The sequence below is a fragment of the Microbacterium insulae genome, from assembly GCF_042677065.1.
In the GTDB taxonomy this organism is placed as follows: domain Bacteria; phylum Actinomycetota; class Actinomycetes; order Actinomycetales; family Microbacteriaceae; genus Microbacterium; species Microbacterium insulae.
The window spans coordinates 179,589-200,622 of record NZ_JBHTII010000002.1; the positions used below are offsets into that span (position 1 = coordinate 179,589).

General features: G+C 70.7%; 19 protein-coding genes. 16 read left to right on the plus strand and 3 right to left on the minus strand.

Annotation, left to right across the window (positions count from 1 at the left end; translation table 11 throughout):
- The gene (locus tag ACFQ0P_RS13410) at positions 1–687 is read right to left on the minus strand and encodes a DedA family protein (protein ID WP_204979163.1); all 687 of its coding nucleotides are present in this window, start codon (positions 685–687) and stop codon (positions 1–3) included.
- Between the two features lie 42 nt (positions 688–729).
- On the opposite strand from ACFQ0P_RS13410, the gene pabB reads away from it, so the two are divergent.
- The 5 genes from pabB (at position 730) to holA (ending at position 8,815) form a co-directional block, all read left to right on the plus strand.
- Positions 730–2,031, plus strand: coding sequence for an aminodeoxychorismate synthase component I (gene pabB / locus ACFQ0P_RS13415; protein WP_204979164.1), 1,302 nt, complete (start codon positions 730–732; stop codon positions 2,029–2,031).
- A gap of 69 nt (positions 2,032–2,100) precedes the next feature.
- Positions 2,101–4,692, plus strand: a complete 2,592-nt coding sequence (leuS, locus tag ACFQ0P_RS13420) for a leucine--tRNA ligase (RefSeq protein WP_204979165.1) — start codon at positions 2,101–2,103, stop codon at positions 4,690–4,692.
- A 95-nt stretch (positions 4,693–4,787) separates the two neighbouring features.
- The gene (locus ACFQ0P_RS13425; protein WP_204979166.1) at positions 4,788–5,408 is read left to right on the plus strand and encodes a helix-hairpin-helix domain-containing protein; all 621 of its coding nucleotides are present in this window, start codon (positions 4,788–4,790) and stop codon (positions 5,406–5,408) included.
- Positions 5,405–7,768 (plus strand): ComEC/Rec2 family competence protein, encoded by a 2,364-nt coding sequence (locus tag ACFQ0P_RS13430; protein ID WP_204979167.1) that lies wholly within the window; start codon positions 5,405–5,407, stop codon positions 7,766–7,768. Before ACFQ0P_RS13425 ends, ACFQ0P_RS13430 begins: the two co-directional genes overlap by 4 nt.
- 9 nt (positions 7,769–7,777) lie before the next feature.
- The gene (gene holA, locus ACFQ0P_RS13435) at positions 7,778–8,815 is read left to right on the plus strand and encodes a DNA polymerase III subunit delta (RefSeq protein WP_204979168.1); all 1,038 of its coding nucleotides are present in this window, start codon (positions 7,778–7,780) and stop codon (positions 8,813–8,815) included.
- 69 nt (positions 8,816–8,884) lie between these two features.
- Here holA and rpsT read toward each other — a convergent pair whose 3' ends face one another.
- Both rpsT and ACFQ0P_RS13445 read right to left on the minus strand, forming a co-directional pair.
- Positions 8,885–9,145 (minus strand): 30S ribosomal protein S20, encoded by a 261-nt coding sequence (gene rpsT, locus ACFQ0P_RS13440; RefSeq protein WP_204979169.1) that lies wholly within the window; start codon positions 9,143–9,145, stop codon positions 8,885–8,887.
- 114 nt (positions 9,146–9,259) lie between these two features.
- Positions 9,260–9,979, minus strand: a complete 720-nt coding sequence (locus ACFQ0P_RS13445; protein WP_204979170.1) for an alpha/beta fold hydrolase — start codon at positions 9,977–9,979, stop codon at positions 9,260–9,262.
- A gap of 73 nt (positions 9,980–10,052) precedes the next feature.
- Between ACFQ0P_RS13445 and lepA the strand changes: the two genes are divergently transcribed.
- The 11 genes from lepA (at position 10,053) to era (ending at position 21,031) form a co-directional block, all read left to right on the plus strand.
- On the plus strand, positions 10,053–11,903 hold the full coding sequence (gene lepA / locus ACFQ0P_RS13450) for a translation elongation factor 4 (protein WP_204979171.1): 1,851 nt from the start codon (positions 10,053–10,055) through the stop codon (positions 11,901–11,903).
- A 10-nt stretch (positions 11,904–11,913) separates the two neighbouring features.
- The gene (locus tag ACFQ0P_RS13455; protein ID WP_204979172.1) at positions 11,914–12,564 is read left to right on the plus strand and encodes a DUF1990 family protein; all 651 of its coding nucleotides are present in this window, start codon (positions 11,914–11,916) and stop codon (positions 12,562–12,564) included.
- 7 nt (positions 12,565–12,571) lie between these two features.
- Positions 12,572–13,789, plus strand: coding sequence for a radical SAM family heme chaperone HemW (gene hemW / locus ACFQ0P_RS13460; RefSeq protein ID WP_204979173.1), 1,218 nt, complete (start codon positions 12,572–12,574; stop codon positions 13,787–13,789).
- Between the two features lie 95 nt (positions 13,790–13,884).
- Entirely contained in the window at positions 13,885–14,925 is a 1,041-nt protein-coding gene (gene hrcA / locus ACFQ0P_RS13465) for a heat-inducible transcriptional repressor HrcA (protein ID WP_204979174.1), read from the plus strand.
- A 54-nt stretch (positions 14,926–14,979) separates the two neighbouring features.
- The gene (dnaJ, locus tag ACFQ0P_RS13470; RefSeq protein WP_204979175.1) at positions 14,980–16,095 is read left to right on the plus strand and encodes a molecular chaperone DnaJ; all 1,116 of its coding nucleotides are present in this window, start codon (positions 14,980–14,982) and stop codon (positions 16,093–16,095) included.
- A gap of 2 nt (positions 16,096–16,097) precedes the next feature.
- Positions 16,098–16,832: a 16S rRNA (uracil(1498)-N(3))-methyltransferase gene (locus ACFQ0P_RS13475; RefSeq protein ID WP_204979176.1), complete on the plus strand. Its 735-nt coding sequence runs from the start codon at positions 16,098–16,100 to the stop codon at positions 16,830–16,832.
- 49 nt (positions 16,833–16,881) lie between these two features.
- On the plus strand, positions 16,882–17,229 hold the full coding sequence (locus ACFQ0P_RS13480) for an HIT domain-containing protein (protein ID WP_204979177.1): 348 nt from the start codon (positions 16,882–16,884) through the stop codon (positions 17,227–17,229).
- A 52-nt stretch (positions 17,230–17,281) separates the two neighbouring features.
- Positions 17,282–18,310 (plus strand): PhoH family protein, encoded by a 1,029-nt coding sequence (locus ACFQ0P_RS13485; protein ID WP_378772898.1) that lies wholly within the window; start codon positions 17,282–17,284, stop codon positions 18,308–18,310.
- A complete protein-coding gene (gene ybeY, locus ACFQ0P_RS13490; RefSeq protein ID WP_204979179.1) occupies positions 18,307–18,777 on the plus strand; it encodes an rRNA maturation RNase YbeY in 471 nt (156 codons plus the stop codon). Before ACFQ0P_RS13485 ends, ybeY begins: the two co-directional genes overlap by 4 nt.
- Positions 18,774–20,138 (plus strand): hemolysin family protein, encoded by a 1,365-nt coding sequence (locus ACFQ0P_RS13495; protein ID WP_204979180.1) that lies wholly within the window; start codon positions 18,774–18,776, stop codon positions 20,136–20,138. Before ybeY ends, ACFQ0P_RS13495 begins: the two co-directional genes overlap by 4 nt.
- Positions 20,135–21,031, plus strand: coding sequence for a GTPase Era (gene era, locus ACFQ0P_RS13500; protein ID WP_204979181.1), 897 nt, complete (start codon positions 20,135–20,137; stop codon positions 21,029–21,031). Before ACFQ0P_RS13495 ends, era begins: the two co-directional genes overlap by 4 nt.
- Positions 21,032–21,034: the final 3 nt, after the last annotated feature.

Consider the following 21,034-nt stretch of genomic DNA (forward strand, 5'->3'; position numbering starts at 1 on the left):
TCAGTCTTTCACGTCCCCCTCGATGGTGCCCGACGCGGGCTCGGCCGTCTCGTGTTCGAGGTGCTTGCGCTCGGCCCGCTCGATCACCTTCTTGGTCACGTAGACGAGGACGAGGAAGACGACGATGATCGCGACGAAGATGTACCCGGCGTAATGCAGCTGATCGGCCAGTTCGCGATACGTCCCCGCCGCCGCAGCGCCCACCGAGACGTAGAGGGCCGCCCAGATGACGCACGCGGGAACGGTCCACGCCAGGAATCGCCGGTAGGGGTAGCCGCTCATGCCGACCGTGAGCGGCACGAGGGAGTGCAGGACGGGAAGGAACCGCGACAGGAAGATGGCGGGTCCGCCGCGGCGGCGCAGGTACCGCTCCGATCGGACCCAGTTGGCCTCCCCGATGCGACGGCCGAGGGCGGAGTGGCGGATCCTGGGTCCGAGGAACCGGCCGAGCGCGAACCCGATGCTCTCGCCGATGAGCGCGCCGATGACGACCGCGACTCCGAGGAGCACGCCTTCCAGCGGGGAGGCGACGGCCGTCGCCGCGACGATGACGACGGTGTCGCCGGGCACGACGAGGCCGATCAGGACGCTCGTCTCGAGCATGATCGCGATGCCCGCCAGCAGGGTTCTGACGATCGGGTCGACGCTCTGCACCGCGTCGAGCAGCCACGTCAGGAACTCGTTCACGCCACGAGCCTAGAACGCGGCGCCCCCGTCTAGCCTGGGAACATGTCGGACCCCCTCGTCGCCGTCCCGCTGGCGGACTGGGTGGATCCGGCATCCGTTCACCATGGCCTCTACGGCGGGGCCTCCTTCGCGTTCTGGCTCGACGCGGGTCCCGACGCGACCGACGGGTGGAGCTGGGTCGGAGCGGGGGAGCCGGAGACCGATCCCGCGCGGGTGCGCGAGGTCGCCTGCCAGCTCTCTCCGGGCGAGGAGTGGGAAGCCGGACCGTTCCGCGGCGGGTGGGTGGGGTGGCTCGGCTACGACGACGCCGCCGCACGCGCGGGGGCGCCGGCGAGCTTCGACGAGGGGATGCCGCGCCAAGCCTGGCTGCGTGCCACACGGTTCGTCGCGTTCGATCACAGGTCCCGCCGAGTATGGGCCGTCGCCCCCGCGAGCGAGGTGGCGGCGCTCGCCGCGCGGGTCGCGGCGCTGGTGCCGGCGCGCGCGGAGGTCGCCACTGCGCCCGCGGCTCTCGCGCGTTCGCGTCACGACCCCGCCCGCTACGCCGCGCTGATCGAGAGCTGTCGCGACGCGATCCGCGCGGGCGATGCCTATCAGCTGTGCCTGACGACACGGTTCGAGATCGACGACGCGGTCGACCCGGTCGCCGCGTACGGTCGACTGCGCACGCTCACCCCCGCCCACCACGGTGGGCTGGTTCGCACGGGCGACGTGGCGCTGGCCAGCGCGAGTCCGGAGCGGTTCCTCGAGGTCTCCGCCGGCATCGTGCGCACGAGACCGATCAAGGGGACTCGGCCGCGGAGCGCGGATCCCGCCGTCGACGCGGTGCTCGCCGAGCAGCTGCGGACGAACGAGAAGGAGCGCGCCGAGAACGTCATGATCGTGGATCTCATGCGCAACGACCTCTCGCGCGTGTGCGAACCCGGGTCGGTGGGCGTGGACGGACTGCTCGAGGTGGAGTCGTATCCCGCGGTCCACCAGCTCGTCAGCACGGTCTCGGGACGGCTCGTGGCGGGGATCACAGTGGGCGACCTCCTGGACGCCGCGTTCCCGGCGGGGAGCATGACGGGTGCGCCCAAGCTCTCGGCGATGACGATCCTGCACGAGCTCGAGGGCGCGCCGCGAGGCGTGTTCGCCGGCAGCTTCGGCTGGGTCGGAACCGACGGCGCCCTCGATCTCGCGATGGTGATCCGCTCGATCGTCGTCCATCCCGGCGGTGCGTACGTCGGGGCGGGCGGAGGCATCACCTGGAGATCGGATGCCGCGGCCGAGGTCGCCGAGGTGGGCATCAAGGCCCGGGGACCGCTCGCCGCGATCGGGGCATCGCTGCCCCCCGGCTGGTGAGCGCGCGGGTCCGGTAACCTGGAGTTTCGCGCCGCCCGCGCCCCCGGCATCCGTTCGATTGGTTCTCCCGTGTCACAGACCCTCCCGCCCGACACCGCCGTGCCCGCTGACGGCGGTGGCTTCGACGCGTACGCCATCCAGCAGAAGTGGCAGGCGCGCTGGCAGGAGGCCGACCCGTTCCGGGCCGGCGGCGACGACGACACGCGTCCGCGCAAGTACGTGCTGGGGATGTTCCCGTATCCCTCGGGCGACCTGCACATGGGTCACGCGGAGAGCTATGCCTACGTCGACGTGGTCGCCCGCTTCTGGCGGCACCGCGGCTACAACGTGCTCAACCCGATCGGGTGGGACTCCTTCGGCCTTCCCGCCGAGAACGCCGCGATCCAGCGGGGGGCCGATCCCCGCGAGTGGACGTACGCCAACATCGATCAGCACAAGAAGAGCTTCCGCGAGTACGGCTCTTCGTACGACTGGTCCCGCATCCTGCACACGAGCGACCCGGAGTACTACCGCTGGAACCAGTGGCTGTTCCAGCGCCTGTACGAGCGGGGTCTGGCTTATCGCAAGGAGAGCCCGGTCAACTGGTGCCCCAACGACCAGACGGTGCTCGCCAACGAGCAGGTCGTCGACGGGCACTGCGAGCGGTGCGGCGCCGAGGTCGTCAAGAAGAAGCTCACCCAGTGGTACTTCAAGATCACCGAGTATGCCGACCGCCTGCTCGACGACCTGAATCAGCTCGAGGGATTCTGGCCGCAGAAGGTCATCCGCATGCAGCGGAACTGGATCGGCCGCTCTGTCGGTGCGGACATCGAGTTCGAGATCGAAGGTCGTGAGGACCGCGTGACGGTCTTCTCCACGAGGCCCGACACGCTCTACGGTGCGACCTTCATGGTCGTTGCCCCCGACAGCGACCTCGCGGCCGAGCTGGCGGCGGGCTCGTCGGCCGAAGTGCGCATGAGGTTCCAGGACTACCTGGAGCGCGTCCAGCGAGAGACCGACATCGAGCGCCAGAGCACCGACCGGCCGAAGACCGGGGTCTTCCTCGACCGCTACGCGATCAATCCGGTCAACGGCGAGCGCCTGCCGATCTGGGCCGCGGACTACGTCCTGGCCGACTACGGCCATGGCGCCGTGATGGCCGTCCCCGCGCACGACCAGCGCGACCTGGACTTCGCGAGGGCGTTCGACCTTCCCGTGCGCACCGTGGTCGACACGACGGCGCCGATCACCGGAGCCATCCCGGTCATCGAGCTCGACGACGACGGCGTGCCGATCGACCCGGGCACCGACTCGCCGTCGCTGGCTGACATCGACCCGGCGACCACCGGCATCGCCCTGACCGGCGACGGCCGGATGATCAACTCGGGTCCGCTCGACGGTCTGTCCAAGCGCCACGCGATCGCGCGCATCATCGAGCAGCTCGAGGCACTCGGCGCCGGGCGCGCCGCGAAGTCGTACCGCCTGCGCGACTGGCTCATTTCACGCCAGCGATTCTGGGGCACGCCCATCCCCATGATCCACACGGCCGACGGCCGCATCGTGCCGGTTCCCGACGATCAACTGCCGCTGCGTCTGCCCGACGCCAAGGGTCTGGACCTGGCACCGAAGGGCACATCGCCCCTGGGCGCGGCGTCTGAGTGGATGGCGACCACGGACCCCGAGACCGGTGAGCCGGCCCTGCGCGACGCAGACACGATGGACACCTTCGTCGACAGCTCGTGGTATTTCCTGCGCTTCCTGTCCGCCGGAGATCCGTCGCAGGCGTTCCCGCCGCGCGAAGCCGCCAAGTGGGCGCCCGTCGATTCCTACATCGGCGGTGTCGAGCACGCGATCCTGCACCTGCTCTACGCGCGGTTCATCACCAAGGTGCTCTTCGACATGGGCCTGGTCGACTTCACCGAGCCTTTCACGAGCCTCATCAACCAGGGCATGGTGCTGCTGGACGGCTCGAAGATGTCCAAGAGCAAGGGCAATCTCGTCGAGTTCGCCGCCAGCATGGTCGACCCCGGCGCGGACGCCGTCCGCGTGGCGATCGCCTTCGCCGGCCCGGTCGAGGACGACATCCACTGGGAGGACGTCTCGACCACCGGCGCCCAGAAGTTCCTCGCCCGCGCGTGGCGCGTGGCCAAGGACGTCACGAGCGATCCCGACGTCATCTGGGCGGAGGGCGACCCGGCGCTGCGCCGCGTGACCCACCGTCTGCTCGCGGATGCTCCGGGGCTGATCGAGCAGACGAAGTTCAACGTCGTCGTCGCCCGTCTGATGGAGCTCGTCAACGCCACCCGAAAGGCGATCGACACCGGCGCCGGCCCCGCGGACCCCGCGGTGCGCGAGGCGGCCGAGGCGACCGCGATGGTGCTCGACCTCTTCGCTCCGCACACCGCCGAGGAGATGTGGGAGATCCTGGGCTACGACGGATTCGTCGGTCTCGTCCCGTGGCGCAGCGCCGACCCGACCCTGCTCGTCGAGGAGACGGTGACCTCGGTCGTGCAGATCGACGGCAAGGTGCGCGCGACGCTCCAGGTGCCCGCGCGCATCGACGCCGCTGAGCTCGAGCGCATCGCGCGCGCGGACGAGCGCGTGCAGCGGTCGCTCGCGGGACGCGAGATCACCCGGGCGGTCGTGCGTCCGCCCAAGGTCGTGAGCTTCAGCACGCACTGAGGCTCGGTTCCTCCCCGGTCGCCGCCGGGGCGGGGATTTCCCCAGGTGCTGCCGCACCGCTGATCGGCGGTGACGACGGCTTCTACCGTGAGCGGGTGGCCGCAGCATCCGATCCCGATCCCGAAGCCGTCATACCCGCGCGGCGCCGACTCGGGGCGGGCGCCGCGGTCGTCGTCGTCATCGGAGCGCTCGCGATCACGGTGGGAATCGGCATCTTCCGCGGCGCGTCGACTCCGGTCGAGCACGTGCGCGTCGACCGCCAGGCGACGGATGCCGCCGCCCCGGCGGCCGTGTACGTCCACGTGTCCGGTGCCGTGGCGGAACCCGGTCTGTACGTCCTCGGCGAGGGAGCCCGGGTGATGGATGCCGTCGCCGCCGCGGGCGGTTTCGCCGACGACGCGGATCGGGCGGCTGTGAATCTCGCCCGGCCGGTGTCCGACGGAGAGCAGCTGGCCGTGCCCGCGGAGGGCGAGGTGCCCCCGACGGCCGATCCGGCGACGGGCGCGGCCGGCGGGGCCGCGGGGGGAGTGGTCGATCTGAACACCGCCGACCTCGCGACGCTCGACACCCTCCCGCGCATCGGTCCCGCGCTCGCGCAGCGCATCATCGAGTGGCGTGAGGCGAACGGGCGCTTCACGTCCGTCGAAGACCTGCTGGCGGTGCCGGGGATCGGCGACAAGATGCTCGAGTCCCTCCGGGAGCTGGTGACGGTGTGACCCCGTCGCTGCGTCTGTCGCTGCGCCTCCTGCCCGTCGCGGCTGCCGCGTGGTGTGCTGCTCTCACGGCGATCTACGCACCCGCGGCCGCCCCGCTCCTCGCCGGCGTGCTGTGGATCGCCGCGCTCACGGCAGTGGCCGTGGCCGCTCGGAGGGCACGAGGAACTTCCGCACGGACGGGGCGCCTGAACGCGGCGGTCCTCGTGCTCGCGGTCGCGGCCGCGGCAGCCGCGGCATCCCATGTCGCCTTCGCGCAACCAGAGCGCGAGGGAGTCCTCATGCGAGGGATGGTCGACGGCCGCGCCGTCGCAGTCACGGCCGAGGTGATCGGGAAGGTCGAGCGACGGGACGACGGGGCACTCGCGTTCGACGCGCACGCGACGAGAGTCGCGATCGGCGCCGAGGTGTACGCGGTGAGAGCACCGGTCGTCGTGCGCGTGGACCCTGACGATGTCGATGATCTCCGCGCCCTCGACGTCGGCGCGACCATCGAAGCGGCGGGCACGGTGGCGGCAGCGCGACCCGGCGAGCGTGCCGTGCTCGTCGTGCGCGCGTCGCGAGGGGTGACCGTGACCGTCGCGCCGGCCGGACCCGCGCAGGCGGCGGGCGCCCTGCGGCAGAGCCTCGTCGAGGCGGTGGCCGGACTGCCCGGGCCAGGCGCCGCGCTGGTGCCGGGGCTCGCCGTCGGCGACACGTCCGCCGTCCACGCAGAGCTGGACACCGCGATGAAGGAGTCCTCGCTGTCGCACCTCACGGCGGTCTCGGGGGCCAACTGCGCGCTCGTCGTCGGGCTCGCCTTCGCCGCGACCGCCGCCGTCGGCGGCTCGCGCGCGATGCGGGTGGCGGGGGGACTTCTGGCGCTGACCGGGTTCGTGCTGCTCGTGACACCCGAGCCGAGCGTGGTGCGTGCCGCTGCGATGGCCGCGATCGCCATGCTCGGGGTGCTGCTCGGCCGACCGGGGGCGGGGGCGGCGACGCTGTCGCTGTGCGTCACCGTGCTCCTCGTCGCCGACCCGTGGCTCGCCGCTTCTCTCGGATTCGCGCTGTCGGTCACCGCGACAGGCTCGCTGCTCCTCTTCGCCCGGCCGCTGGCGAGAGGACTCTCACGCCGGCTGCCTCGTGCCCTGGCGCTGGCGCTGTCGGTGCCGCTCGCTGCACAGCTGGCCTGCGGACCACTCCTGGTGCTCATCGATCCGGCCGTCCCCGTCTACGGGGTCCTCGCCAATCTCCTCGCCGCGCCGGCGGCGCCCGTCGCGACGGTCGTGGGGCTGGCCGCTTGTCTGAGTGCGCCGATCCCGCTCCTTCAGGACGGCCTCGCCGCCGTCGCGTGGCTGCCCGCATCGTGGATCTCGGCGACGGCGACCACGGTGTCCGGGCTCCCGGCCGATCGGATCCCGTGGGCGCAGGGATGGCCGGGCGCCCTCGCGCTGGGGGTCGTCGGGCTGGCCATCGGAGTGATCATCGGTCTACGGCCCCTTTCGCGGCGTCGGGTCCTCACGCGCCGCGCGGCGGCGGTGCTGGTCACCGTGCTCGCGGGAGTCCTCGGCGGAACCGGCCTCCTCGCGACCTCGGCGGGGCGGCTGACGCTGCCCGACGGGTGGAGCGTCCTCGCGTGCGAGGTCGGACAGGGCGACGCCGTGCTCCTGCGTTCCGCGGGCGCCGTCGCGCTCGTCGACACCGGTCCGGAGCCGGCGGCGCTGGCATCGTGCCTCGACCGGGTGGGCATCGCGCGGATCGACCTCCTGGTCCTCACCCACTTCGACATCGACCACGTCGGCGGCGCCGACGCCGTTCACGGCCGGGTCACGACGGTCCTCCACGGCCCGCCCGACGACGACGGGAGCGCGGTCCTCGAACGCCTCGCCCACGGCGGGGCCGAGGTCATCGACGCGCGCGCGGGCCTGTCGGGGTCGCTCGGCGGCGCGCGGTGGCGAGTCCTCTGGCCGGCGAGGGAGGGGCGGGCCTATCCGCCGGGCAATGACGCGAGCGTTGTCCTCGACGTGCGCGGTGGAGGCATCCCTCCGACTCTGCTGCTCGGGGACCTCTCCGCGTCGCCGCAACGCGCGATCGTCTCCGCTCACGTCCTCGATCCGCCGTACGACATCGTCAAGGTCGCCCATCACGGCAGTGCGGATCAGGATGCCGCGCTGTACCGCGCGGCCGCACCCGCGGTCGCGCTCGTCACCGTCGGTGCCGAGAACGACCACGGTCACCCGCGACGGGAGATCCTCGACATCCTCGATGAGGTGGGCGCACGGGTTGCGCGGACCGACGTGGAAGGGCTGCTCGCCGTGTGGCGGAGCTCGGACGGTCTCCGGGTGTGGCGCGAGCGCGACGGGGGAGTCCCACCCCCTCGCTAGGCTGGGAACATGGCCCCGACCGCGCGACGCGCCCCCGCGAAGTCCACGCGCAGCGCGATCCCGCAGCTGTCCTGGCGCTCTCCGCAGCCGGCCCCGATCGTGCTCGTCTCCGGTCCCGAAGACGTCTGCGCGGAGCGGGCGATCGCCGGGGTCCGCGACTACCTGCGCGCGGAGGACGCGAGCCTCGAGGTGTCCGATCTCCGCGCCGACGACTACGCCGCGGGCTCGCTCCTCGCGATGACGTCGCCGTCCCTGTTCGGCGAGCCCCGGCTCGTGCGCGTGACCGGGGTGGAGAAGTGCTCCGACGCCTTCCTCTCCGAGGCGCTGTCGTACCTCGCCGTCCCGCAGGAGGGCGCGACCGTCGTCCTCCGTCACACGGGAGCCAGCGTCCGCGGCAAGAAGCTGCTCGACGCGATCCGTGCCGGCGAGGGCGGGGGCGTCGAGATCGCGTGCCCCGCGATCAAGCGCGACTCCGATCGCTACGATTTCGCGGCGGGCGAGTTCCAGGCCGCCAAGAGGCGGATCGCACCGCCCGCGTTGCGCACGCTCGTCTCCGCGTTCGCCGACGACGTCACCGAGCTCGCCGCCGCGTGTCAGCAGCTCATCTCCGACGTGCCGGGCGACATCACCGAGCAGGTCGTGGAACGGTACTACGGGGGCCGCGTCGAGACGTCCGCGTTCGTCGTCGCCGACACGGCCATCGCGGGCCGCTACGGTGACGCGCTGATCGCGCTGCGGCACGCGCTCGCGTCCGGCGCCGACCCGGTGCCGATGGTCGCTGCCATCGCTCTCAAGCTCCGCACGATGGCACGCGTCGCCGGCAGCCGCGAGCCGGCCGCTGCCCTCGCCGCCCGGGTGGGCCTGAAGGACTGGCAGGTCGATCGCGCGCGACGCGACCTGGCCGGGTGGAACGAGGCATCCCTCGGCAGGGCGATCCAGGCGGCGGCGCGAGCGGATGCCGAGGTCAAGGGGGGCTCGCGTGACGCGGTGTTCGCGCTCGAGCGGCTCGTCACCGTCATCGCGACCCGCGCACCCTACGCCGTGTGAGTCGAGCGCGGCGGAAACGCCGAAGGCCCGCCCCCGGGGGGACGGGCCTTCGATCGGTGCGGTGCCTGCTCAGAGAGCGGCGACCTGCTGGGCGATGGCCGACTTGCGGTTCGCCGCCTGGTTCTTGTGGATGACGCCCTTGCTCACGGCCTTGTCGAGCTTCTTGGTCGCCTTGAGCAGAGCCTTCTCGGCGGCGGCCTTGTCGCCGGCGGCGACGGCCTCGCGGGTGCGACGCACCTCGGTCTTCAGCTCGCTCTTGACGGCCTTGTTGCGCTCGCGCGCCTTCTCGTTGGTCTTGTTGCGCTTGATCTGCGACTTGATGTTCGCCACGGGGAATGATCCTTCGTAGGTGGGTGATGGGAGGGTGCCGCGTTACGGGTAGAGGGGCCGCTCGCGACGTCGTGCGGAGGTGGGACCCCACACGCAAGCCAATCACCGAGTCTATCAGGTCTGTTCGAGCGTCGTGATCGCGAGGTGGAGCACCGCGTTGAAGACCTGGGGGCGCATGACCGTGACGTGGTGGGTCGTGCGTGGCACCACCACCAGCTCGGAGTGCGGCGCGAGGCCGACGAAGAGCTTCTCGTTCACGCGCAGCTGGTCGTACTGGCCGTTGACGAACCACAGCGGCACTTCGACACGGCCGACGGCCGCGAGCAGGTCGAGCACCGACAGGCTCCGCAGCGCCGTGTCCTGCGCATCGAGAGCGTACCCTCCCGCGCCGAAGTCGTCGCGCGTCTCGTCGGGGAGTATCCGGTCGAGCATGCGGTTGGTGAGCCACATGCCGCGGTCGGGGAGCGAGTCGAACCCTCGTGCGAGGAGACGGTAGGCGGCCAGGCCGACGCCGCGCGGAATCGCGGTGCACGACGCGGCGATGAGCCCGGCGACGGGCGGCGGATGCTCCGCTCCGACGTACTCCAGGCACAGCAGGCCGCCCATCGAATGACCCACGAGGAGCACGGGGCCTCGGGCCGAAGCATCCGTCACCGTCTCGTCGATCGTCTTCATCGCGCCGTCGAGCGTGAACGTCTCGGACATCCGCGATCCGTGCCCCGGAAGGTCGACGGCCGTCACGGGATTTCCCCGCGCCTCGAGGTAGCCCACCTGCGCGCGCCACATCGTCGCGGACGTGCGGATGCCGTGCACGAGCACGACCTGCACCACCATCGCCCCAGGCTAACCTCCGGATACAGCACTCGCGCAGGGCGGGGCGTCGCCCCACCCGTAGAATCGATGGGATATGTCACCGCGCGCCCTGAAGCCTCTCGAGCCGTCCGCGACCCCGCCCGAGCTGATCCGCAACTTCTGCATCATCGCCCACATCGACCACGGCAAGTCGACGCTGGCTGATCGGATGCTGCAGATCACCGGCGTCGTCGCCGACCGCGACATGCGCGCGCAGTACCTCGATCGCATGGACATCGAGCGCGAGCGCGGCATCACGATCAAGTCGCAGGCCGTGCGGATGCCGTGGGCGACCGAGGGCGGCACGTTCGCCCTCAACATGATCGACACGCCGGGCCACGTGGACTTCACGTACGAGGTGAGCCGGTCCCTGGCGGCGTGCGAAGGGGCCATCCTGCTGGTCGACGCCGCGCAGGGGATCGAGGCGCAGACCCTCGCCAACCTCTACCTCGCGCTCGAGAACGACCTGCACATCATCCCGGTCCTTAATAAGATCGACCTTCCCGCGGCCGATCCGGATCGGTTCGCGAAGGAGCTGGCGAATCTCATCGGCGGCGACCCCGACGACGTGCTGCGCGTGAGCGGCAAGACCGGTATGGGCGTCGAATCGCTGCTCGATCGCATCGTCGAGCAGATCCCCGCTCCCACCGGGAACGCGGATGCCCCGGCCCGCGCCATGATCTTCGACTCGGTCTACGACTCCTACCGGGGCGTCGTGACGTACGTCCGCATGGTGGACGGCAAGCTCGAGCCGCGCGAGCGCATCCAGATGATGTCGACACGGGCCCAGCACGATCTCCTCGAGATCGGGGTCTCCAGCCCCGAACCCGTCCCCACGAAGGGACTGGGCGTGGGCGAGGTGGGCTACCTGATCACCGGCGTGAAGGACGTCCGCCAGTCCAAGGTCGGCGACACCATCACCCATGCGCGCAAGCCCGCGACCGAGGCCCTTGCGGGTTACACCGACCCGAAGCCGATGGTCTTCTCCGGCATCTATCCGATCGACGGCAGCGACTACGGCGACCTGCGGGAGGCCCTCGACAAGCTCAAGCTGTCCGATGCCTCGCTGCAGTACGAGCCCGAGACGTCCGTGGCCCTCGGTTTCGGATTCCGCTGCGGCTTCCTGGGCCTGCTGCACCTCGAGATCATCACGGAGCGGCTTTCGCGCGAGTTCGGCCTCGACCTGATCACGACGGCGCCGTCGGTGATCTACGAGGTGCTCACCGACACCGGCGAGCACGTCACGGTGACCAACCCGAGCGAATACCCCGACGGGCGGGTGGCGAGCGTCTCCGAGCCGATGGTCAAGGCGGCGATCCTGCTGCCGAAGGACTACGTGGGAACGGTCATGGAGCTGTGCCAGGGCCGCCGCGGCCAGCTCCTGGGCATGGAGTACTTCAGCGAGGAGCGCGTCGAGCTGCGCTACAACATGCCGCTCGGCGAGATCGTCTTCGACTTCTTCGACCAGCTGAAATCGCGCACGCAGGGATACGCGAGCCTGGACTACGAGCCCAGCGGCCAGCAGGAGGCAGACCTGGTCAAGGTCGACATCCTGCTCCAGGGCGACAAGGTGGATGCGTTCAGCTCGATCGTCCACCGCGACAAGGCCTACGCCTACGGCACGATGATGACCGAGCGCCTTCGCAAGCTCATCCCGCGACAGCAGTTCGAGGTGCCGATCCAGGCCGCGATCGGTGCGCGGATCATCGCGCGCGAGAACATCCGCGCCATGCGAAAGGACGTTCTCGCCAAGTGCTACGGCGGCGACATCACACGCAAGCGCAAACTGCTCGAGAAGCAGAAGGAGGGCAAGAAGCGCATGAAGATGGTCGGACGCGTCGAAGTGCCCCAGGAGGCGTTCATCGCGGCGCTGTCGGGCGACGTCGAGGGCAAGGCCGCGAAGTAGGCTGGTCGGCATGCGTCGAGGTACCTTCCGGGACGACACGGTCGACTATGCCGCCGTGGGGGCGACGCAGGCGCCCGATCTGATGTCTTACCCGCCCGAGCGAAGCGTTCCGGCCGAGGAGTCGTGGCGCATTGGCAGCGGCGAGGCGCGTTTTCAGACGGCGAGCGAGGCGCTGCTGTCGTGGTCGGCGCAGCGCGGAGCGGGTCTCGAGCTCAAGGACGTGCGGCCCGCGTCCGGACCCATGTACTCCGGCGTGAGCTTCGACGCCGAGGGCAACCCCATCGCCCCGAGTCGCTCCGAGACCGATCTGCGCTACGACGCGGACGGCACCCCCTATGTCGGAGCGGGGACCACGGTGCGGGTTCACGGCCGTGTGCGCGGCCTGCGGGCCGACGCCGAACTGCGTGTCATCTTCGCGGTCGAAGAGCCGCGAAGAGTCGGCTTCGCGCTGGGGACCGTCGGCGAATCGGTGGTGTCGGGCGAGGAGTCGTTCATGCTCGACTGGAACGACAACGACGAGGTGTGGTTCACGGTCCGCGCCTTCGATTCGCCGCGCGCGCTGTTCTACCGACTTCTCCCGGGTCTGGTGCGGCGTCGGCGTCGAGAGCTCTTCACGAGATATCTGCGGGCCATCTCGCCCCTCTACGCGACCCCCGCGTGAGCCGCTGATGGGCTCCGCGCTACCGCTGGGCGAGCCGGTCCCCGCCGACGGCTCCCTCCCGGCCGGGACGGTCGTCGATCCGCGCACGCCGTTCGGCGTCTACCTTCACGTGCCGTTCTGCCGCGTGCGCTGCGGCTACTGCGACTTCAACACGTACACCGCGGGCGAGCTGCGCGGCGCGCGCCAGGACGAGTACGCCGACACGCTTCTCCGCGAGGTCGAACTCGCCCGTGCGGTGCTCGAGGGCCTCGGCCCCGCCCGTCGGGCCGCCACCGTGTTCTTCGGGGGCGGCACCCCCACACTGCTCCCCCCGGGCGATCTCGGCCGAATGCTCGACGGCGTGCGCGAGGCGTTCGGCGTCGAGGGCGGTGCGGAGGTGACCGTCGAGGCCAATCCCGACACAGTGACGGATGCCGCGGCCGCCGAGCTCGCGGCATCCGGGGTCACGCGGCTGTCGATCGGCATGCAGTCGGCGGTACCGCACGTGCTCGCGGCCCTCGACCGCACCCACGACCCGGCGAACGTGCGCACCGCGGTGACCGCCGCCCGTCGCGCGGGCCTGGATGTCAGCCTCGATCTCATCTACGGCGCGCCGGGGGAATCGCTCGACGACTGGCGGGCCTCCGTCCGCACCGCCGTCGAGCTGGAGCCGGACCACGTCTCGGCGTACGCGCTGATCATCGAGGACGGCACCAAGCTCGCCCGTCAGATCCGGCGCGGCGAGGTGCCCGCACCCGACGACGACCTGCAGGCCGACATGTACGAGTTCGTCGACGACGCGCTCGGGGCTGCCGGCTTCGACTGGTACGAGGTGTCCAACTGGGCGCGTTCGGAAGCGCAGCGGTCCCGCCACAACCTCGCGTACTGGCAAGGCGCGGATTGGTGGGGTTTCGGCCCGGGCGCGCACAGCCACGTCGGCGGGGTGCGGTTCTGGAACGTGAAGCACCCGGCGGCCTACGCGCAGCGACTGGCGGCGGGGGAGTCCCCCGCCGCGGCCCGCGAGATCCCCGACGTCGAGGCGGCCACGCTGGAGAGGGTGCTCTTGCGCACCCGCATCCGTGAAGGGCTGCCGGTTTCCGAGGCGCTCGGCGAAGGGCGTCGCGCCGTCGCGGCGCTCATCGCGGACGGGCTCATCGACGGATCGGCCGCGGTCCACGGCCGTATCGTGCTGACGCGGCGCGGCCGGCTGCTCGCGGACGCGGTGGTGCGCGCCCTCACTGAGTAGACCGCGCGGTCCGCTCCTCCCGGCTTCGGGTCGGAGCATCCGGTAGAATTGGCACTCCAGTCATGCGAGTGCCAGAACGGGCGTGAGGAGGCGGGATGGTCAGCGAACGCGGACTCCAGGTGCTGCGCGCGATCGTCGAGGACTACGTCGACACACGCGAGCCCGTCGGCAGCAAGACGATCGTCGAGCGTCACGCCTTCGGCGTGTCGGCGGCGACGATCCGCAACGACATGGCCCTGCTCGAGGACGAGGAACTCATCACCGCCCCTCACACCTCGTCCGGTCGGGTCCCGACCGACAAGGGCTACCGGGTCTTCGTCGATCACCTGGCCGAGGTTCGCCCGCTCAGCTCGGCGCAGCGAACGGCGATCACGTCGTTCCTCGAGGGCCCCGGCGACCTCGACGACGTCCTCGCCCGCACCGTCCGTGCGCTCACCCAGCTCACGGGCCAGGTCGCGATCGTGCAGTACCCGTCCTTCGCCCGCGCGAACGCCACCCACGTCGAGCTGGTGCAGCTCGGTGGGGGGCGGATGCTGGTGATCGTCGTCACCGACACCGGTCGGGTGTCGCAGCGCATGGCGTTCGTGCGTGACGATTTCGACGACGCCGACCTCGCCCGCATCCGCGCGGAGCTGGGAACCCTCCTCGTCGGCCGGTCCGTCCGCGAGGGGCTGCAGCGCATCGCCGATCACCTCGCCGCCTCGCCTGCGACCGGCGCCGCTCATGAGGTCGCGACCGCGGCGATCGTGCGCGTCGTCGCCGAGGAGCTCGACGAATTCCGCCAGGACAAGCTCGTGATGGCCGGCAGTGCGACGCTCGCTCGACTGGAGGCCGATTTCCGTGGCAGCATCTACCCGCTGCTCGAGGCGATCGAGGAGCAGGTGACGATCCTCCGACTGATGGGAGAGATGGTCGCCGACGAGAAGGGCCTCGCCGCCAGCATCGGCCGCGAGAACGAGCCGTTCGGCCTGGCCGAGGCATCCGTCGTCGCCAGCGACTACGACGCGACCGGATCACGCGCGCGCGTCGGGGTGCTCGGACCGACCCGCATGGACTACCCCACCAATCTCGCGGCGGTCCGTGCCGTCGCCCGTTATCTGACGCGAATGCTCGAGGAAGACGAGAGCAGCCGCTGACGCGGACGCGCACCGACACGATCCCCGCGGCCAACCGCGGGCAGGAAGGCGAAAGTGGCTGACCACTACGAGGTTCTCGGCGTCTCGCGCGACGCCACCCCCGACGAGATCAAGAAGGCCTATCGGCGGCTTGCGCGCGAACTGCACCCGGACGTGAACCCCGGGGAGGACGCGTCCGAGCGCTTCAAGCTCGTGACGCACGCCTACGACGTGCTCAGCGACCCGGAGCAGCGCGCCCGCTACGACATGGGCGGAGGCGAGAACCCCTTCGCCGGGGCCGGCGGATTCGGCGGTTTCAACGACATCTTCGAGACCTTCTTCGGCGCGGCGGGCGGCGGTTCGCGCGGGGCGCGGCCGCGCTCTCGCCGCGAGCGCGGCCAGGACGCCCTCGTGCGCGTGTCGCTCGAGCTCGGCGATGTCGTCTTCGGCGTCCACCGCGACATCGAGGTCGACACGGCGGTGCTCTGCGAGACCTGCCAGGGGTCGTGCTGCCAGCCGGGGACGTCGCCGGTCACGTGCGACATCTGCCACGGCACCGGCCACGTGCAGCGTCAGGTGCGGAGCCTGTTGGGCAACGTCCTCACCAACCAGCCCTGCAACGTCTGCCAGGGTTACGGCACGACGATCCCCTACCCCTGCGCCACCTGCCAGGGTCAGGGTCGCGTCCGCGCGCGTCGCACCGTGTCGCTCGACATCCCGGCCGGCGTCGAGACGGGCCTGCGGCTGCAGCTGCCCGGCTCGGGCGAGGTCGGCCCCGCCGGCGGCCCGAACGGCGACCTCTACATCGAGGTGACCGTCGCGCCGCACGAGGTGTTCAGCCGTGACGGCGACGACCTGCTCGCGACGCTCGAGGTGTCGATGCCCGACGCGATCCTCGGCACGACGACGACCATCGAGTCGCTCGACGGCCCGGTCGACCTCGAGCTGCGGCCCGGGGTCCAAGGCGGCGACGTGCTCACGATCAAGGGCCGCGGCATCACGCCGCTGCGCGGCTCGCAGCGCGGTGACCTGCGCGTGGGCGTGCACGTCGTCACGCCGACCCGCCTCGACCACAAGGAGCGGTCGCTCATCGAAGAGTTCGCCAAGCGCACGAAGGCGCCGAGCCCTCGCCTGGCCGAGTTCCACCAGGGGCTGTTCGCCAAACTGCGCGATCGCTTCCGGAACGGCTGAGCATGGCCCTGCACTTCGTGCTCGACGAGCCGGCCGTCGCCGGTCCGGGCGACGCCGTGGTGCTGACCGGCTCCGAGGCGCATCATGCCGCGTCGGTGCGCCGTGTGCGCGTCGGCGAGGAGGTCACGGTCGGCGATGGGCGCGGTGCCTGGCTCACCGGGAGATGCGAGTCCGTTGCGCCGCGCGAGGTGGTCGTGCGCATCGAGACCAGGATGGACTCCCCGGCCCCGCGTCCGCGGGTGGTGCTGGTCCAGGCGCTGGCGAAGGGGGACCGCGACGAGCTGGCGATCCAAGCGGCGACCGAGCTCGGCGTCGACGTGATCGTGCCCTGGCAGGCGGCGCGGAGCGTGTCCCGATGGGATGCCGCGAAGGCCGAGAAGGGACGCGCCCGGTGGGCGACCATCGTCCGGGAGGCGGCGAAGCAGGCGCACCGCGCGTGGATCCCCGAGGTCGCGCCGCTCGTCACCACCGCCGAGCTCGTCGCGCGGGCGGGGGAGTCCCGCGTTCTCGTGCTCGAGCCGTCCGGGCCGGATCGGCTCACGGAGGTCGACCTCCGCGGCGAGGAGCGCGACGTGCTGCTGGTCGTCGGGCCGGAGGGCGGCATCGCTCCGGAGGAGCGGGAGCGGCTCTCCGCCGCCGGTGCCGCGACCGTGCGTCTCGGCGAGAGCGTGTTGCGCACCTCGACCGCGGGACCCGCGGCGCTCGTCCTGGTGAGCGCCGCGCTCGGGCGGTGGTGACCGCGGTCGCCCCCATCCCGGCGTCGGGGCGCGTCGGTAGACTTGCCGCATGAGCGAACCATCGATCTTCACGCGCATCCGGAACGGCGAGATCCCGTCCGAGATCGTCGCCGAGACCGAGAACGTGTTCGCGATCCGCGATATCGCGCCGCAGGCTCCGGTCCACCTCCTCGTGATCCCCAAGAGCGAGGAGTACCGCAACGTCGTCGAGCTCGCAGCCGGCGATCCCGACCTCCTCGCCGAGGTCGTGGGCGTCGCCAACAGCCTCGCGGCCGAGCACGCCGACGGCGACTTCCGCCTTGTGTTCAACACCGGCCCGCGAGCGGGCCAGACCGTCTTCCACGTGCACGCCCACGTGCTCGCCGGAGGACTCGAAGAAGAGAGTCTCGGTGCCTGACGAATCAGCACACGACCCCGTCATCGACCGGGTGTACGCCGACGGCGTCGCCATGGTCCAGCTCCTCGGTCCGCAGGACCGCCTCCTCCGCGTCGTCGAGCGCGAGCATCCCGACGTCGATGTGCACGTTCGCGGGAACGAGATCACCCTCACGGGAGAAGCCGACGCGGTCGCCGCCGCCCGATCGCTCGTCGACGAGCTGCTGGCGATGACGCGGGCCGGCCAGGGGCTCGATCCCTCCGACGTCTCCTCATCGAGCCGCATCCTGCGAACCGAAGGCGGACCCCGGCCGTCCGAGGTGCTCGGAGAGGCGATCCTCTCGTCGCGCGGCAAGGTCATCCGCCCGAAGACGCTGGGGCAGAAGGCGTATGTCGACGCGATCGAGGAGAACACGATCGTCTTCGGCATCGGCCCCGCGGGCACGGGGAAGACGTACCTCGCGATGGCCAAGGCCGTCCAGGCGCTGCAGCGCAAGGAGGTCAGCCGCATCATCCTGACCCGTCCGGCCGTCGAGGCGGGGGAGCGGCTCGGGTTCCTCCCGGGCACCCTGACCGACAAGATCGACCCCTACCTCCGGCCGCTCTACGACGCGCTCAACGAGATGATGGACCCCGAGCTCGTGCCGAAGCTCATGGCGACCGGCACCATCGAGGTCGCCCCGCTTGCCTACATGCGCGGACGCACCCTCAACGACTCGTTCGTCGTGCTCGACGAGGCGCAGAACACCACGCCCGAGCAGATGAAGATGTTCCTGACGCGGCTCGGCTTCGGCACCCGCATGGTGGTCACCGGTGACATCACCCAGATCGACCTTCCCCAGGGGGCATCCGGACTCCGACTCGTGACGCGCGTGCTGGGCGAGATCGACGACATCCACTTCTCCTACCTCACGAGCGATGACGTCGTGCGCCACACGCTCGTCGGACGCATCGTCGACGCCTACAGCGAGTACGACGAGCGCCGTATCGCCGCGCGGCGCGAGCGGGACGAGGCATCCGAGTTCGCCAATCGTGCCGAGAGGCGCGCCGGCATGCGTCCCCACAACCCGCGCGATCACCTGCCCAAGCGAGGACGCTCATGACCATCGAGATCAGCAACGAGTCGGGCGTGGCCGTCGACGAGACGGTTCTGCTGCGTCTCATGGAGAACAACCTGGCGGAGCTGCACGTGAGCCCCGACGCTGATGTGGCGATCCTCCTGGTCGACGAGGGCGCGATGGAGGCGCTGCACGTGCAGTGGATGGACGAGCCAGGACCCACCGACGTCCTCAGCTTCCCGATGGACGAGCTCCGTCCGGGCACCGACGACATGCCCACGCCGGCCGGGCTCCTCGGCGACATCGTGCTGTGCCCGCAGGTCGCCGAGACGCAGGCGGTCGCGGCCAAGCACTCCACCATGGACGAGCTCGTGATGCTCACGACGCACGGCCTGCTGCATCTCCTCGGCTTCGACCACGCGGAGCCCGAAGAGGAGCGCGAGATGTTCGGGCTGCAGCGCGAGCTCATCACGGCCTTCCAGGCCACCGAGCGTCGCCGAAATCGAGCATGACCGCCGCTCTCCTCCTCGTCGCCGCGGCACTGCTGCTCGCGTTCGGCGCGCTCATGGTCGCGATCGACGCGGCGCTCGGCGTCACCTCGCGCGCGGATCTGGCCGAGCTCGGCTCGTCGGGGAGGAACGCGGCGTCGTTGCGGCGCATCGCCGCCGATCCCGAGGCACACGCCAACGCGGTCATCTTCATCCGCGTGCTCGCCGAGACGACGGCGGCGGTGCTCGTCACGGTGGCGTTCACCCTTCTCTTCGACAGCATCTGGTGGGCGATGCTCGCGGCCGCCGTGCTTATGACGGGCGTGTCCTACGTCGTAGTGGGCGCGAGTCCGCGCCATGTCGGCCGTCAGCACGCGAAAGGCCTCCTGCGCGGGTCGGCGCCGATCGTGCGCGGCGTGCGCGTGCTGCTCGGACCCCTCGCGCACGGACTCGTCGCGCTCGGCACCCGCATCACCCCCGGCGTCTCCCGCGGCGCATCCTTCGCCTCCGAGGAGCAGCTGCTCAGCATCATCGACGAGGCTGCCGAGAACGAGCTCATCGAGGAGGACGACCGCGAGCTCATCCACTCCGTCTTCGACTTCACCGACACCTTCGTGCGAGAAGTCATGGTCCCCCGCACCGACATGGTGACGGTGGATGCCACGGCGTCGACCCGTGAGGCGATGCGGCTCTTCCTCGACAAGGGCGTCTCGCGCGTGCCGATCGTCGACGACGAAGCCGATGACGTCGTCGGCGTGCTCTACCTGAAGGACCTCGTCCAGTTCGGGTTCCGCGACGAGGCGGGCTGGCGGGATGCGCCGATCACGCGAATCGCGCGGCCTGCGGTGTTCGTGCCCGAGTCGATGAAGGCCGAGACGCTGCTGCAGCAGATCAAGCGCGATGCCGTGCACGTGTGCCTCGTGGTGGACGAGTACGGCGGGGTTTCGGGGCTCGTGACGCTCGAGGACCTCATCGAGGAGCTCGTCGGCGAGATCGCCGACGAGTACGACCCTCGTGCGGACGAGGTCGTCGAGATCGAGCCCGGGCGATTCCGTGTGAGCGCACGGCTGGGTCTCGACGAGGTCGGCGACTTGTTCGGCATCGATCTCGAGGACGAGGACGTCGACTCGATCGGCGGCCTGCTCGGCAAGGCGCTCGGCCGCATCCCGCAGCCGGGCGCGACCGCCGAGTACTCCGGTCTCGTGATGACCGGCGGTGCCTCCCGCGGGCGAGGACGCGGGATCTCGACCGTCTTCGTAGAGCGCGGCGAGTCGCCCGACGAGTCCGAGTCCGCGGGGGGTCGCTCTCCGAGGACCGACGAGATCCGTGTTGTGCCGGCGCGAACCGGCGACGTACGCACCGGCAGGAAGGCCGACCGCTCGTGACCGATGAGACCCGCTCCGGATTCGTGACCTTCGTCGGCCGGCCCAACGTCGGCAAGTCCACCCTCACGAACGCCCTCGTCGGCGAGAAGGTCGCGATCACGAGCGACAAGCCCCAGACGACGCGGCGGGCGATCCGCGGCATCCTGAACCGCCCGGCGGGGCAGCTCGTGATCGTGGACACGCCCGGCATCCACAAGCCTCGCACGCTCTTGGGCGAGCGACTGAACAGCCTCGTCGAGCAGGTTCTCGGCGATGTGGATGTGATCGGGTTCTGCGTGCCGGCGACCGAGAAGGTAGGACCGGGCGATCGGCGCATCGCCGAGTCCCTCGACGGCTACCCGCGTGCGAAGAAGGTCGCGATCGTCACGAAGACCGACGCGGGTTCGCGCGATCAGATCACCGAGCGTCTCCTCGAGGTCGACGCGCTGCGCGAGGACTGGGCGGCGGTGATCCCGCTTTCCGCGCTCACCCGCGAGCAGCTCGATGTGCTGACCGACGAGCTGCTGGCGCTCATGCCCGAGGGCCCGGCGCTCTACGACGCCGACGTGGTCACCGACGAGTCTCTCGAGGATCGCATCGCGGAGATCATCCGGGAAGCCGCCCTCGAGGGCGTGCGCGATGAGCTGCCGCACTCGATCGCCGTGACGATCGAGGACATCGCACCCCGCGAGGATTCCGACCTGACCGATATCTACGCGAACATCGTCGTCGAGCGCGACAGTCAGAAGGCGATCATCATCGGGCGCAAGGGGTCGCGTCTCGCCGACGTCGGCAAGCGCGCCCGCGCGGGCATCGAGCCCCTGGTGGGCACCCGCGTCTTCCTGTCGCTCCGCGTGCGCGTCGCGAAGGAGTGGCAGCGCGACCCGAAGCAGCTCGGACGACTCGGATTCTGAGCC

Bases quoted from the DNA above. Each gene is read 5' to 3' on its own strand.
- pabB (WP_204979164.1), top strand. From the start codon at position 730: ATGTCGGACCCCCTCGTCGCCGTCCCGCTGGCGGACTGGGTGGATCCG.
- holA (WP_204979168.1), top strand. From the start codon at position 7,778: ATGGCCCCGACCGCGCGACGCGCCCCCGCGAAGTCCACGCGCAGCGCG.
- ACFQ0P_RS13445 (WP_204979170.1), bottom strand. From the start codon at position 9,979: ATGGTGGTGCAGGTCGTGCTCGTGCACGGCATCCGCACGTCCGCGACG.
- lepA (WP_204979171.1), top strand. From the start codon at position 10,053: ATGTCACCGCGCGCCCTGAAGCCTCTCGAGCCGTCCGCGACCCCGCCC.
- ACFQ0P_RS13455 (WP_204979172.1), top strand. From the start codon at position 11,914: ATGCGTCGAGGTACCTTCCGGGACGACACGGTCGACTATGCCGCCGTG.
- hemW (WP_204979173.1), top strand. From the start codon at position 12,572: ATGGGCTCCGCGCTACCGCTGGGCGAGCCGGTCCCCGCCGACGGCTCC.
- hrcA (WP_204979174.1), top strand. From the start codon at position 13,885: ATGGTCAGCGAACGCGGACTCCAGGTGCTGCGCGCGATCGTCGAGGAC.
- ACFQ0P_RS13475 (WP_204979176.1), top strand. From the start codon at position 16,098: ATGGCCCTGCACTTCGTGCTCGACGAGCCGGCCGTCGCCGGTCCGGGC.
- ACFQ0P_RS13480 (WP_204979177.1), top strand. From the start codon at position 16,882: ATGAGCGAACCATCGATCTTCACGCGCATCCGGAACGGCGAGATCCCG.
- ACFQ0P_RS13485 (WP_378772898.1), top strand. From the start codon at position 17,282: ATGGTCCAGCTCCTCGGTCCGCAGGACCGCCTCCTCCGCGTCGTCGAG.
- ybeY (WP_204979179.1), top strand. From the start codon at position 18,307: ATGACCATCGAGATCAGCAACGAGTCGGGCGTGGCCGTCGACGAGACG.
- ACFQ0P_RS13495 (WP_204979180.1), top strand. From the start codon at position 18,774: ATGACCGCCGCTCTCCTCCTCGTCGCCGCGGCACTGCTGCTCGCGTTC.